Source organism: Pantoea sp. UBA6567, assembly GCF_002434165.1.
GTDB lineage: Bacteria > Pseudomonadota > Gammaproteobacteria > Enterobacterales > Enterobacteriaceae > Pantoea > Pantoea eucrina.
The window spans coordinates 836,911-849,142 of sequence record NZ_DJJN01000006.1 but is presented as its reverse complement, the minus strand read 5'-3'; the positions used below and the strand labels follow the sequence as shown (position 1 = coordinate 849,142).

The following is a 12,232-nucleotide window of genomic DNA, read 5'->3' as shown; positions in this document are numbered from 1 at the left end:
TATTCACGTAGCCAGGGCCGGCAGCAGGCGTGCGGACCCCGATATCGGCATCATCCTAAAGAGCAGCGGCTGAAAAGTCAGCAGGAATTCGCACCAGACTGTTACAAAAGATCGCGCTGTGCCAGGATTAGCACATCATCAAAAGGCACAGGAGAACCCTTATGGATGCACTGGAGTTATTAACCAATCGCCGCTCAGCTTCGCGACTGACTGAACCCGCTCCGGCAGGTGAGGTGCTGCAAAATATTCTGCATGCCGGTATGCGGGCACCCGACCACGGTACGCTGCGCCCGTGGCGTTTCATTATTGCGGAGAATGAGGGACGGGACCGGCTAAGCCGCGTGCTGGAGCAGGCCGCCCGCGAGAGCGCGCTGGATGAAAAAGCCATCGCGAAAGCGGCGGCGGCGCCGTTTCGTGCGCCCATGGTGATAACGGTAATTGCAGACTACAAGCCCTCTGAAAAAGTGCCGCAGTGGGAGCAGGTTGTCTCTGCGGGCTGTGCCGTTATGGCGATGCAGATGGCCGCGCTGGCTCAGGGGTATAACGGCATCTGGCGCAGTGGCCCCTGGACCGACCATCCTCACGTGCGGGCGGCGTTCAACTGCAAAGAAAAAGATGCCATTGTGGGCTTTCTCTATCTCGGCACGCCGCAGCTTAAAGCCAGCACCACAGTTGTCGCACCGGATACCACAGAGTTTGTCTCCTGGTTTTGATTCTCTCGCCTGCAATCTGGCAGAATTGCAGGCGTCGTGCGCAAAAGCGCCGCATCCGTGCAGAGAAAGCTTACCTCCAGCAGGCCGCCAGGCTACCATCGCTTCACTGTTTTCGTTAAAGCTAAAAGAAAGGATTTGCGCCTTCCATGCGTCTATTTATTGCTGAAAAACCGAGCCTGGCGCGCGCCATCGCAGATGTTTTGCCAAAGCCGCATCGCCGCGGAGAGGGCTATATCGCCTGCGGCAACGATCAGGTGGTGACCTGGTGCGTCGGGCATTTGCTGGAGCAGGCGCAGCCTGATAGCTACGACAGCCGCTATGCCCGCTGGAACCTGGCCGATCTGCCTATTATTCCTGAAAAGTGGCGTCTGCAGCCGCGCCCCTCGGTAGCGAAACAGTTGAAAGCCATAGAAGGCTTACTGCAGCAGGCCAGCGAAATCGTGCACGCCGGCGATCCGGATCGCGAAGGTCAGCTGCTGGTGGATGAGGTGCTGGACTATCTGCAGCTGCCGGCCGGTAAGCGCCAGCGGGTGCAGCGCTGCCTGATCAACGATCTTAATCCGGCGGCCGTTGAGCGTGCGGTGAGCCGGCTGCGCGAAAACCGCGAATTCATCCCGCTTTGCGTCTCAGCGCTGGCGCGTTCACGCGCTGACTGGCTGTATGGCATCAATATGACGCGCGCCTGGACCCTGCTGGGGCGTAACGCCGGCTATGATGGCGTTCTGTCGGTGGGGCGCGTGCAGACGCCGGTGCTCGGACTGGTCGTGCGACGTGATGAAGAGATCGAGCACTTTGTGCCCAAAGACTATTTTGAAGTAAAAGCGCATGTCGTCACGCCAAAAGAGGAGCGCTTCGTTGCCAGCTGGGTGCCAAGCGACGCCTGCGAACCCTGGCAGGATGAAGAGGGGCGCGTCCTGCACCGGCCGCTGGCAGAGCATGTGCTGGCGCGTATTCAGGGACAGCCCGCGCAGGTGACCGGCTATAACGACAGGCGTGAATCGGAAACCGCACCGCTGCCGTTTTCGCTCTCCAGCCTGCAGATTGAAGCCGCAAAGCGTTACGGGCTGAGCGCGCAGAGCGTGCTGGACTGCTGTCAGCGCCTCTATGAGACGCATAAGCTTATTACTTATCCGCGTTCGGATAGCCGCTATCTCCCTGATGAGCACTACGCCGGTCGTCATGCCGTGCTGAAAGCGATCGCTGTGCATCAGCCCGATCTCACGCCACCTGCTGACTTCAATACGGAACAGAAAAACCGCTGCTGGGACGATAAAAAGGTCGATGCGCATCACGCTATCATTCCCACCGCGCGTACCGGCAAAGTCGCACTCAGCGACAATGAGGCCCGGATCTATGCGCTGATTGCCCGGCAATATCTGATGCAGTTCTGCCCGGATGCGCAGTTCCGCAAATGCGTTATCGATCTGGAGATCGGTGGTGGCCGGTTTGTTGCAAAAGCGCGGTTTCTGGCGGAAGCGGGGTGGCGCGCGCTGCTCGGGAATAAAGAGCGTGACGAAGAGAATGACGGCACGCCGCTGCCGGTCGTCGCTAAAGGCGATACCCTGCTGTGCGAGCGCGGTGAACTGCTGGAGAAGCAGACCCAGCCGCCGCGGCCGTTTACTGATGCCACGCTGTTATCCGCCATGACCGGCATTGCGCGCTTTGTGCAGGATAAAGAATTAAAGAAAGTGCTGCGTGCGACCGATGGTTTAGGAACGGAGGCGACGCGGGCCGGCATTATTGAACTGCTGTTTCGCCGCACCTTCCTGGTTAAAAAAGGGCGCTATATCCACTCAACGGAGGCGGGCAGAGCCCTGATCCATGCGCTGCCGGAAATGGCGGCGCGGCCGGATATGACGGCGCAGTGGGAGTCAACCCTGACGCGCATCAGCGAAAAAAGCTGCCGCTATGATGAGTTTATGCAGCCGCTGGTGTCAACGCTGACCACGCTGATTGGCGAGGCGCGGCAGCGGCCTTCTTTGCAGGCGTTCAAAGGGCTGGCGGCCGCTTCGCCAGCGCGCGCGAAAGCCAAAAAACAGCGGCGAAAGCCAAAGGAGACGCAATGAGCGGGTATACAACAGGGGTGGCGCTGGCGCTGCTGATCTGCAGCACTACAGCGCTGGCAAACCGGATGCCGGAGCCGGGGCGGACGGGTAATACGGATGTGGTGGTGGATATGCCGGCGGAAGTCTGGACGCAGGGCCAGAATCGTCAGCAAAACAGCTGCCTTCAGTGCTGCATTTATGAAAACCGCAGCTATTCAGAAGGCGCAGTGGTTAAGGCCGAAGGGGTACTGCTGCAGTGCTCGCGGGATGAAAAGGTGCTGGGGACCAATCCGCTGCTGTGGAAAATCATTAAATAGTTAAGCGTGGCGCGCCGGCGCCACGCCTGACGTTTACAGATCGAACGTCGCCCAGACGGGAGCATGGTCAGAAGGTTTTTCCATGCCGCGAATGGCGTAATCGATACCGGCATCGACGCAGCGCGCGGCCAGCGGCTGACTGGCCAGCAGCAGATCGATGCGCAGTCCGCGGTTGTCATCAAATCCGCGCGAGCGGTAGTCGAACCAGGAAAAGCGATCGTTTGTCGTCGGGTTTCTGGCGCGCCAGGTATCGGTAAGACCCCACTGCAGCAGCCGATCCATCCACTCACGCTCTTCCGGCAGAAACGAGCATTTTCCGGTACGCAGCCAGCGCTTGCGGCTCTCCTCACCAATCCCGATATCCAGGTCAGTGGCGCTGATATTCATGTCGCCCATGATCAGCACCGGCTTGTCAGCGGCAGCGTGCTCCATCAGATAGCTCTGCAGATCGCGGTAGAATTTCTCTTTAGCCGGGAATTTAAGCGGGTGGTCGCGGCTTTCACCCTGCGGGAAATAGCCGTTGATAACGGTGATGTTACCTGCCGGGCTCGGTATCTCCGCCATAATCAGGCGTCGCTGGGCGTCAGCGTCATCGCCCGGAAAACCGCGCATGACCCGTACCGGTGCGTTTTTGGTAAGTAGCGCGACGCCGTAGTGACCTTTTTGCCCATGATAGAAGACGTGGTAGCCGAGCTGGCTGACCTCTTCCAGTGGGAACATCTCATCGTGAACCTTGGTTTCCTGCAGGCCGATAACCTCAGGCTGATGCTGTTCCACCAGCGCGGCCAGCTGATGAGGGCGGGCGCGCAACCCGTTGATGTTGAATGAAACAAATTTCATATCGCTGCCATTTTAATAACCTGTATGCGGCGCGATGGTAACGGCTTTTTGGCAAAAAGTCATGCCCGAAGCGGAGCAGGCAGCACAGTATCAGAGGGGAAGAGCAAACTGAGTTTTTTCAGGATGTAGCGAACGGAACAGGAGATGGTGGCGGGAGAAGGATTCGAACCTTCGAAGTCGATGACGGCAGATTTACAGTCTGCTCCCTTTGGCCGCTCGGGAATCCCGCCTGGGATATAAAGCTCAGATTCAGGCACTGCAGAGTGATTCAGATGGTGGCGGGAGAAGGATTCGAACCTTCGAAGTCGATGACGGCAGATTTACAGTCTGCTCCCTTTGGCCGCTCGGGAATCCCGCCACTTGCCTGAATCTTTGTGCCTGAAGGCGGGGCGCATCATATCAAATGCGTTCCGCCTGTAAAGCACCGGATGTAAAAATAAAACCTGTTTGCCCGTTTTTTACGCGTAGCGCTGAAGAGTTAGACAATTCAGCGCCCTGGCGCCAAAACGCCGCGCTTAAAGAATAATCGTGCGGTTGCCATAAACAAACACGCGCTGGCCGAGCACTTTATAGAGCGCGCGACTCAGCACGTTTTTTTCCACATCGCGTCCGGCGCGCATCATCTCTTCAGCGGTATAGCTGTGATCCACGTTAATGACATCCTGCATAATGATTGGACCTTCGTCCAGGTTGTCATTGACGTAATGCGCCGTTGCGCCAATGATTTTAACGCCGCGTTCATACGCCTGATGATAAGGACGCGCGCCGATAAAAGCTGGCAGGAACGAGTGGTGAATATTGATGATCTGGTTAGGGTAGCGCTGCACAAAAGCAGGAGTCAGCACGCGCATATATTTTGCCAGCACCACGTAATCAGGCTGATAGCGATCGATCTCTTCCGCCATGCGGTTGTCATGCTCTTCGCGCGTTTTGCCTTCATGGCTGACCAGCACAAAAGGAATATCAAAACGTTCTACCAGCGAGCGCAGCGTATCGTGATTGCCGATCACCGCAGCGATCTCCATATCCAGACCGCCAAACGCGCTTTTCATCAGCAGGTCACCCAGGCAGTGCGCCTCTTTTGTGACCAGAATAACGACGCGGCGGCGACCGGCAGTGTGCAACTCACGCACCGAACCGGTCGGCAGAGCGCTATCCAGATCGGCCAGCAGCGTATTGTCGTTAAAAATGCCTTCCAGCTCGGTGCGCATAAAAAAGCGGCCGGTGCGGTGATCGACAAACTCATTGTTTTGCACAATGTTGAGTTCATGCTTGTAGCAAATGTTGGTGATCTTGGCGATCAGACCTTTAGCATCAGGGCAAATGGTCCGTAAAACTTTTCGTTGCAGTGTTTGCGCTTGCATCTCAGTCAAGGTCCTGTCAAAGCGATAAGGGTATTACCATTGCGGCGAAGCGGATATCAGCCACAACATTTTTTGTATTTTTTGCCAGAGCCGCAGGGGCAGCGATCGTTACGCCCGATTGCTGGCGCTGTTCCATCCACATAGTACCAGCGACCCTCCTCCCGAAGAAAGCGTGAACGTTCAGCGATCGCTGACTCGCGCTCTTTTTCGCGGTAGCGCGCAAAAAAGGTCACAAAGGCTTCGTTCTCATGGATGCCATGATTACAACAGGTTACATTTAGTCCGAGCCACGTTGTACCGGCAAAACTTTCAGATAAACGCGCCGTCAGATCGACGCTGCGCTGGCTGGCGTGCCAGGTTTCTGTCAGATAAACTGCATTACCCGTGGCGTAGGCCGTATAGCGAGATCGCATCAGCTGTTCAGCACTTAGCGGGATGGCCTCGCCGTTTAAAAAGGGCTGACAACATACGCTATACTGCTTCCCGCTGCAGCAGGGGCACTTTTCGGACACATCATCTCCTGAGAGTGGTTAACGTTATCATAGGCGTGCGCTATGGTAGCCGACTGCGTGGCATGATGCTACGTACCAGCAGCATCACGAGGTAAGATGAGAAAGGTCAAGATTGGACTGGCTCTGGGATCGGGCGCCGCGAAGGGCTGGGCGCATATCGGCGTCATCAATGCGCTGGAGCGTGCCGGTATTGAAATTGATGTGGTAGCGGGCTGCTCAGTCGGCGCGCTGGTTGGTGCCGCCTACACCAATGGTCACCTGGCAAAGATGGAGAAGTGGGTCAGCGCGTTTCGCTACTGGGATGTTATACGCCTGATGGATCTCTCCTGGCAGCGCGGGGGACTGTTACGCGGCGATCGCGTTTTCAGTCATATTCGCCAGCTGATCCCGCATGACCAGATTGACGGCGGCCTGAAACCGTTTGGCGTGGTTGCCACCAACCTGAGTACCGGCCGTGAGCTCTGGCTGACTGAAGGCGATCTGCATCAGGCCGTGCGCGCTTCCTGTAGTATGCCAGGCTTATTACCACCTGTTGGCTACAATGGATACTGGCTGGTGGATGGCGCGGTGGTAAACCCGGTGCCCATCTCCCTGACGCGCGCACTTGGCGCCGACATTGTTATTGCGGTCGATCTTCAGCATGATGCGCATCTGATGCAGCAGGATCTGCTGTCGGTAACGCCGGAAAACGGCGATGACGCGGCAGAGGCGCTCTCGTGGGGTAAAAAATTACGTCAGCGTCTGATGGGATTTTCCCGCCAGCGCGCGGCGCAGTCACCTGGCGCAATGGAGATCATGTCGACCTCAATTCAGGTGCTGGAAAACCGCCTGAAACGTAACCGTATGGCGGGCGATCCGCCGGATGTGCTGATTCAGCCGTTTTGTCCGCAGATTTCAACGCTGGATTTTCATCGTGCTGAAGAGGCGATGGCTGCCGGTAAGGCGGCCGTAGAGAAAAAAATGGATGAACTATTACCACTGGTCCGTAGCAGATAGTCAGTTGTTCATTCAGGGGGGTTGTCGCTGATGACAATAATTAAAGGCGCAACTGCATTTTATGAACCACTATTGCAATATCTGGTACGCAGGGGGAGAGAATGGAAAAACCACTACTCGGCAAAAAGATACTCATTGTCGAAGATGAGGTCGTTTTCCGTTCATTGCTGGAAAATGTACTGACCAGTCTGGGGGCAACAGCCCTGCAGGCCGGCGATGGGCTGGAAGGCCTCGACATTCTGTCGTCGCACAGCGCCGATCTGGTGATTTGCGATCTGGAAATGCCCCGGATGGGCGGTATTGCGTTTGTTGAGCATCTGCGCAGTCAGGGGAATACGGTGCCTGTACTGGTCATATCTGCTACCCAGAATATGGCTGATATCGCGCATGTGCTGCGGCTTGGCGTGCAGGATGTATTACTGAAACCCCTGAAAAATATCGAACGCTTCCGCGAGGCTGTTTTTGAGTGTCTTTATCCCTCGATGTTCACCTCGAAAGTGGAGGAGGATGAGCAGCTGTTTCAGGACTGGGATGCGCTGGCCCGCGATCCGATCGCCGCGGCAAAACTGCTGAAGCAGCTGCAGCCGCCGGTGCAGCAAACCATTGCGCACTGCCGCATCAACTACCGACAGCTCACCATGGCGGAACAGCCAGGGCTGGTTCTGGATATCGCTGCGCTCTCCGATAAAGATCTCGCCTTTTACTGTCTCGATGTTACCCGGGCGGGCGACAACGGCGTGCTGGCCGCGCTGCTGCTGCGGGCGCTATTCAACGGTTTACTGCAGGAGCAGCTGTCCGGACAGCATCATCGGCTGCCGGAACTCAACGGTCTGCTGCGTCAGGTGAATATGCTGCTGCGCCAGGCAAACCTTACCGGGCAGTTCCCGCTTCTGGTGGGATATTATCATCGCGAACTGCGTAAATTAATTCTGGTTTCAGCAGGGCTTAATGCCACGCTGCACCTGGAAACGCAGCAGCTGCAGTTAAACAGCGGTGTACCGCTGGGTACGATGGGGGGGACCCATCTTAATCAGATTTCTCAGCATACCGGTGCCTGGCAGTGCCACGTCTGGGGTGCCGGCGGCAGGCTACGTCTGATGTTATCGGGTGAAGAATAAGCAGTTAAACAGCGGGTTAAATCAGTTAAGCGACAGCGCCAGACCTATCCTTTACACTTGGGTAAAAGTCTTAAATTCCATGGATTAACTTTATCCAGGATAATTCCGCCTGATACTAACTGATATACTCATTTCGTTTTTTAAACCGACATATCAAGTATTAACTTGAGCGGCCTATTAAGAGAGGTATTTGATGTCTGCCTATAAGTCAAAAGTAAAAAAAGCGGTAATCCCGGTTGCAGGTTTAGGTACGCGTATGCTGCCAGCGACCAAAGCTATTCCAAAAGAGATGTTACCGCTGGTCGATAAGCCGTTGATCCAGTATGTCGTAAATGAGTGTATTGCTGCGGGCATTAACGAAATTGTGCTGGTTACGCACTCTTCTAAAAACTCAATCGAAAACCACTTTGATACCAGCTTCGAACTGGAAGCCATGCTGGAGAAGCGTGTTAAGCGTCAGCTGCTGGATGAAATCCAGTCTATCTGTCCGCCACACGTCACCATTATGCAGGTGCGTCAGGGTATCGCTAAAGGTCTGGGCCATGCAGTCATGTGTGCACATCCGCTGGTAGGCGATGAGCCGGTAGCAGTCATTCTGCCAGACGTTATCATCGACGAATATGAGTCAAACCCGACCAAAGACAACCTGGCAGAGATGCTGGCGCGTTTTGAAGAAACCGGTCACAGCCAGATCATGGTTGAGCCAGTAGCAGACGTAACCGCATACGGTGTGGTTGACTGCAAAGGCGCCGAGCTGAGCGCGGGCCAGAGTGCACCGATGGTGGGCGTTGTTGAGAAGCCAAAAGCGAATGAAGCGCCTTCAAACCTCGCGGTAGTAGGTCGTTATGTTCTTTCTGCTGATATCTGGCCTCTGCTGGCTAAAACCCCTCCGGGTGCAGGCGGCGAAGTTCAGCTGACCGACTCTATCGCTATGCTGATGGAAAAAGAGACTGTAGAAGCTTATCACCTGACTGGCGTCAGCCACGACTGTGGTAACAAGCTGGGTTACATGCAGGCTTTTGTTGAGTACGGCGTACGTCACCCGGTGCTGGGCAAAGATTTTGCACAGTGGCTGGACAACGCGGTAGGCAATAAAAAGTAATTCATTAAGCACAGGATAATTTAATGAAAGTCACTGTATTTGGTATCGGCTATGTCGGTCTGGTTCAGGCTGCGGTGTTGGCCGAAGTCGGACATGACGTTCTCTGCATTGATGTCGACGCGAACAAAGTCGAAAACCTGAAAAAGGGTGTTATCCCGATTTTTGAACCGGGTCTGACGCCGTTGGTGATGTCCAATTATGAATCGGGCCGCCTGAAATTCAGTACTGACGCCAAAGAGGGCGTTAATCACGGGGTGATGCAGTTTATTGCTGTTGGCACACCGCCTGACGAAGATGGTTCTGCCGATCTGAAATATGTGACCGCGGTTGCGCGCACGATTGCAGAACATATGAACGATCACAAAGTCGTTATCGATAAATCAACGGTGCCAGTCGGCACAGCCGACCGCGTACGCAATGTGATGCAGGAGACGCTGAAACAGCGTGGCGCCAGCGTTTCTTTCGATGTGGTTTCCAACCCGGAATTCCTCAAAGAGGGTGCGGCCGTTAACGACTGCATGCGACCAGAGCGTATCGTTGTCGGTACTGACAATGATGATGTGGTGGAACTGCTGCGCGAGCTCTATGAGCCGTTCAACCGTAACCACGATCGCATGATCCTGATGGATATCCGCAGTGCAGAGCTGACAAAATATGCGGCAAACTGCATGCTGGCGACCAAAATCAGCTTTATGAACGAGATCTCTAATCTCGCTGAGCTGCTGGGCGCTGACGTGGAGAAAGTCCGTCAGGGTATCGGTTCTGATCCCCGTATCGGCTATCACTTCATCTATCCGGGCTGCGGCTACGGCGGTTCCTGCTTCCCGAAAGATGTGCAGGCGCTGATCCGTACAGCAGAGTCTATTGGCTATAAACCGCGCCTGCTGCAGGCGGTGGAAGAGGTCAATGACGCGCAGAAAAACAAACTGCCTGCCTTTATCAAGCGCCATTTTGGTGACGATCTGCGCGGCAAGACGTTTGCGCTGTGGGGCCTGGCGTTTAAACCCAACACCGACGATATGCGTGAAGCCTCCAGCCGTGTGCTGATGGAAGCGTTATGGGAAGCGGGTGCTACGGTTCAGGCTTACGATCCGGAAGCGATGGAAGAAGCGCAGCGCATCTATGGTCACCGTGACGATCTGAAACTCACAGGGACTAAAGAAGCGGCACTGCAGGGCGCTGATGGTCTGGTTATCTGTACCGAATGGCAGAATTTCCGGGCGCCTGATTTTGACGTAATTAAAAATGCGTTAAAACAACCCGTGATTTTTGATGGTCGTAACCTGTATGATCCAGAGCGTATCAGCAAACGCGGTTTCGTTTATTATGCAATCGGCCGCGGAGCGTCTATTCAAATTGCGTAATAAATGAGGGATGTATGAATTTTCTGGTAACCGGCGCAGCAGGATTTATCGGTTTTCACGTAAGCCAGCGTTTGCTCGCTGCCGGTCACCAGGTTGTTGGTATCGACAACCTGAATGACTATTATGATGTCAGCCTGAAACAGGCTCGCCTCGATCAGATTTCACCGCATCCCGCATTTACTTTTATTAAAATGGACCTGGCCGATCGCCAGGCCATTTCCTCTCTGTTTGAACAGCACGCGTTTGAGCGCGTTATCCATCTCGCCGCGCAGGCGGGTGTGCGTTACTCAATCGATAACCCGCACGCTTATGCAGATGCTAACCTCACCGGCCATCTGAATATTCTGGAAGGCTGCCGTCACCATAAGATTGGCCACCTTCTTTATGCATCTTCAAGCTCAGTTTATGGGCTGAACCGCAAAATGCCGTTCTCCACCGATGACAGCGTTGATCACCCGGTTTCCCTCTATGCGGCGACGAAAAAAGCCAACGAACTGATGTCGCATACTTATTCGCACCTTTATCAGCTGCCGACAACCGGACTGCGTTTCTTTACCGTGTATGGCCCATGGGGCCGGCCCGATATGGCGCTGTTTAAATTTACCCGTGCAATGCTGGCAGGCGAGGCGATCGACGTTTATAACCGCGGTGAGATGACGCGCGACTTTACCTATATCGATGATATCGCTGAGGCGATTGTTCGCCTGCAGGCGGTGGTACCACAACCTGACAGCGCATGGAGCGTGGAGCACGGCTCCCCCGCCAGCAGCTCTGCGCCTTATCGGGTATATAACATTGGCAACAGTCAGCCAACGCGCCTGATGACCTATATAGAGTCGCTGGAGAAAGCTTTGGGCATTGAGGCAGTGAAGAACATGCTGCCGATGCAGCCCGGCGATGTACTGGGCACCAGCGCAGATACGCAGCCTCTCTATGACGCCATCAATTTCCGGCCGCAGACCAGCGTTGAGCAGGGCGTACAGCAGTTTGTCGACTGGTATCGCGACTTTTATCAGAAATAAGCGCATAAAAAAAGGAAGCCGCGGGCTTCCTTTTTTTTACCTGGCGAAACGAATATTGCAGTAAAAGTGCAGACAGTTAAAACGAAGCGCGCGGATTACAGCAGGAAATCGTCCAGCTGTTTACCATCTTCTTCAATCGCTTTTTTAATTACGGCAGGCGTGCGGCCCTGACCGGTCCAGGTGCGGCTTTCACCGTTTTCATCTACATAGCTGTACTTGGCGGGACGGGCAGCGCGACGCGCTTTGGTCACCGTTTTGTTTTCTGATAATGCGTTCAGCAGTTCATTAGGATCGATGCCGTCAGCCAGCAGCATTTCGCGATACTGCTCCAGTTTGCGGCTGCGTTCAGCATTTTCAGCCTGAGCATGACTCTCTTCTTCACGACGCTCATTAACCACTACGTCAAGTTTTTCAAGCATCTCTTCCAGGGTTTCCAGAGAGCATTCGCGAGCCTGAGCACGCAATGTACGGATATTATTAAGGATTTTAAGTGCTTCGCTCATTGTTCTTATCTCAGAATATAAAAAGGAGTGGTTAAGCTGTTCCATAATAGTGGCGGGAATATATAACTGCAATAGTGAAACCTGAGTGAGGAGATTTATTTATTTTTTTAGTTATGTCAGCAGAGTTAATTATCAATCGCTGTGCTGCATAAATTATCCGCGATATGTCTCGTTGCGTGACGGCTATTCCATTTGGCTGAGATTAAATTAACCGCTATTAGTGATTTAACCGCAGCGTGCCGGCATTGATTTTCAGCGTCCAGCAGCGTGGCTTTCTGCTACGGTAAACCTGTCGTTTGTGAGGTGCTCTGCGGCAATACATTTGTGTTAAACTGC

The 12,232-nt window shown here is 54.5% G+C and carries 12 protein-coding genes and 2 tRNA genes; 8 read left to right on the top strand and 6 right to left on the bottom strand.

Annotated elements, in window-relative coordinates:
* Positions 1-161: 161 nt before the first annotated feature.
* From B4M48_RS09965 to B4M48_RS09955, 3 genes are all read left to right on the top strand, one after another.
* Complete coding sequence (locus B4M48_RS09965) at positions 162-713, top strand: NAD(P)H nitroreductase (protein ID WP_288656510.1); 552 nt, start codon at positions 162-164, stop codon at positions 711-713.
* Positions 714-859: 146 nt separating this feature from the next.
* Positions 860-2,779, top strand: a complete 1,920-nt coding sequence (locus tag B4M48_RS09960) for a DNA topoisomerase III (RefSeq protein WP_039384680.1) — start codon at positions 860-862, stop codon at positions 2,777-2,779.
* Positions 2,776-3,075 (top strand): YnjH family protein, encoded by a 300-nt coding sequence (locus B4M48_RS09955; protein ID WP_039384678.1) that lies wholly within the window; start codon positions 2,776-2,778, stop codon positions 3,073-3,075. The genes B4M48_RS09960 and B4M48_RS09955 overlap by 4 nt, the downstream gene beginning before the upstream one ends.
* A 33-nt stretch (positions 3,076-3,108) precedes the next feature.
* On the opposite strand, the gene xthA is transcribed toward B4M48_RS09955, so the two are convergent.
* The 5 genes from xthA to B4M48_RS09930 all read right to left on the bottom strand — a co-directional run bounded on the left by xthA (position 3,109) and on the right by B4M48_RS09930 (position 5,791).
* Entirely contained in the window at positions 3,109-3,915 is an 807-nt protein-coding gene (gene xthA, locus B4M48_RS09950) for an exodeoxyribonuclease III (protein WP_108569369.1), read from the bottom strand.
* A gap of 145 nt (positions 3,916-4,060) precedes the next feature.
* Positions 4,061-4,145: transfer RNA gene (locus B4M48_RS09945), tRNA-Tyr, on the bottom strand.
* A 43-nt stretch (positions 4,146-4,188) separates the two neighbouring features.
* Positions 4,189-4,273 (bottom strand) — tRNA-Tyr (locus tag B4M48_RS09940).
* Between the two features lie 157 nt (positions 4,274-4,430).
* A complete protein-coding gene (gene purU / locus B4M48_RS09935; protein ID WP_039384674.1) occupies positions 4,431-5,279 on the bottom strand; it encodes a formyltetrahydrofolate deformylase in 849 nt (282 codons plus the stop codon).
* A gap of 56 nt (positions 5,280-5,335) precedes the next feature.
* Complete coding sequence (locus B4M48_RS09930) at positions 5,336-5,791, bottom strand: YchJ family protein (protein ID WP_039384671.1); 456 nt, start codon at positions 5,789-5,791, stop codon at positions 5,336-5,338.
* A 96-nt stretch (positions 5,792-5,887) separates the two neighbouring features.
* On the opposite strand from B4M48_RS09930, the gene rssA reads away from it, so the two are divergent.
* The 5 genes from rssA to B4M48_RS09905 all read left to right on the top strand — a co-directional run bounded on the left by rssA (position 5,888) and on the right by B4M48_RS09905 (position 11,393).
* The gene (gene rssA, locus B4M48_RS09925) at positions 5,888-6,787 is read left to right on the top strand and encodes a patatin-like phospholipase RssA (RefSeq protein ID WP_039384669.1); all 900 of its coding nucleotides are present in this window, start codon (positions 5,888-5,890) and stop codon (positions 6,785-6,787) included.
* A 101-nt stretch (positions 6,788-6,888) separates the two neighbouring features.
* Positions 6,889-7,905 carry a two-component system response regulator RssB gene (rssB, locus tag B4M48_RS09920; protein WP_071668865.1) on the top strand — a complete coding sequence of 339 codons (1,017 nt, stop codon included), beginning with the start codon at positions 6,889-6,891 and terminating at the stop codon, positions 7,903-7,905.
* A gap of 193 nt (positions 7,906-8,098) precedes the next feature.
* Positions 8,099-9,007, top strand: coding sequence for a UTP--glucose-1-phosphate uridylyltransferase GalU (gene galU, locus B4M48_RS09915; protein WP_039384664.1), 909 nt, complete (start codon positions 8,099-8,101; stop codon positions 9,005-9,007).
* A 23-nt stretch (positions 9,008-9,030) separates the two neighbouring features.
* Positions 9,031-10,371, top strand: a complete 1,341-nt coding sequence (locus B4M48_RS09910; protein WP_039384663.1) for a UDP-glucose dehydrogenase family protein — start codon at positions 9,031-9,033, stop codon at positions 10,369-10,371.
* 14 nt (positions 10,372-10,385) lie between these two features.
* The gene (locus B4M48_RS09905) at positions 10,386-11,393 is read left to right on the top strand and encodes an NAD-dependent epimerase (RefSeq protein ID WP_039384660.1); all 1,008 of its coding nucleotides are present in this window, start codon (positions 10,386-10,388) and stop codon (positions 11,391-11,393) included.
* Between the two features lie 95 nt (positions 11,394-11,488).
* On the opposite strand, the gene hns is transcribed toward B4M48_RS09905, so the two are convergent.
* Positions 11,489-11,896: a histone-like nucleoid-structuring protein H-NS gene (gene hns / locus B4M48_RS09900; RefSeq protein ID WP_039384658.1), complete on the bottom strand. Its 408-nt coding sequence runs from the start codon at positions 11,894-11,896 to the stop codon at positions 11,489-11,491.
* Positions 11,897-12,232: the final 336 nt, after the last annotated feature.

What these genes read in the sequence shown, in the direction of transcription:
- B4M48_RS09960 (WP_039384680.1), top strand. Translation starts at nt 860, where the DNA reads ATGCGTCTATTTATTGCTGAAAAACCGAGCCTGGCGCGCGCCATCGCA.
- purU (WP_039384674.1), bottom strand. Translation starts at nt 5,279, where the DNA reads ATGCAAGCGCAAACACTGCAACGAAAAGTTTTACGGACCATTTGCCCT.
- rssB (WP_071668865.1), top strand. Translation starts at nt 6,889, where the DNA reads ATGGAAAAACCACTACTCGGCAAAAAGATACTCATTGTCGAAGATGAG.
- xthA (WP_108569369.1), bottom strand. Translation starts at nt 3,915, where the DNA reads ATGAAATTTGTTTCATTCAACATCAACGGGTTGCGCGCCCGCCCTCAT.
- B4M48_RS09910 (WP_039384663.1), top strand. Translation starts at nt 9,031, where the DNA reads ATGAAAGTCACTGTATTTGGTATCGGCTATGTCGGTCTGGTTCAGGCT.
- rssA (WP_039384669.1), top strand. Translation starts at nt 5,888, where the DNA reads ATGAGAAAGGTCAAGATTGGACTGGCTCTGGGATCGGGCGCCGCGAAG.
- galU (WP_039384664.1), top strand. Translation starts at nt 8,099, where the DNA reads ATGTCTGCCTATAAGTCAAAAGTAAAAAAAGCGGTAATCCCGGTTGCA.
- B4M48_RS09955 (WP_039384678.1), top strand. Translation starts at nt 2,776, where the DNA reads ATGAGCGGGTATACAACAGGGGTGGCGCTGGCGCTGCTGATCTGCAGC.
- B4M48_RS09905 (WP_039384660.1), top strand. Translation starts at nt 10,386, where the DNA reads ATGAATTTTCTGGTAACCGGCGCAGCAGGATTTATCGGTTTTCACGTA.
- hns (WP_039384658.1), bottom strand. Translation starts at nt 11,896, where the DNA reads ATGAGCGAAGCACTTAAAATCCTTAATAATATCCGTACATTGCGTGCT.
- B4M48_RS09965 (WP_288656510.1), top strand. Translation starts at nt 162, where the DNA reads ATGGATGCACTGGAGTTATTAACCAATCGCCGCTCAGCTTCGCGACTG.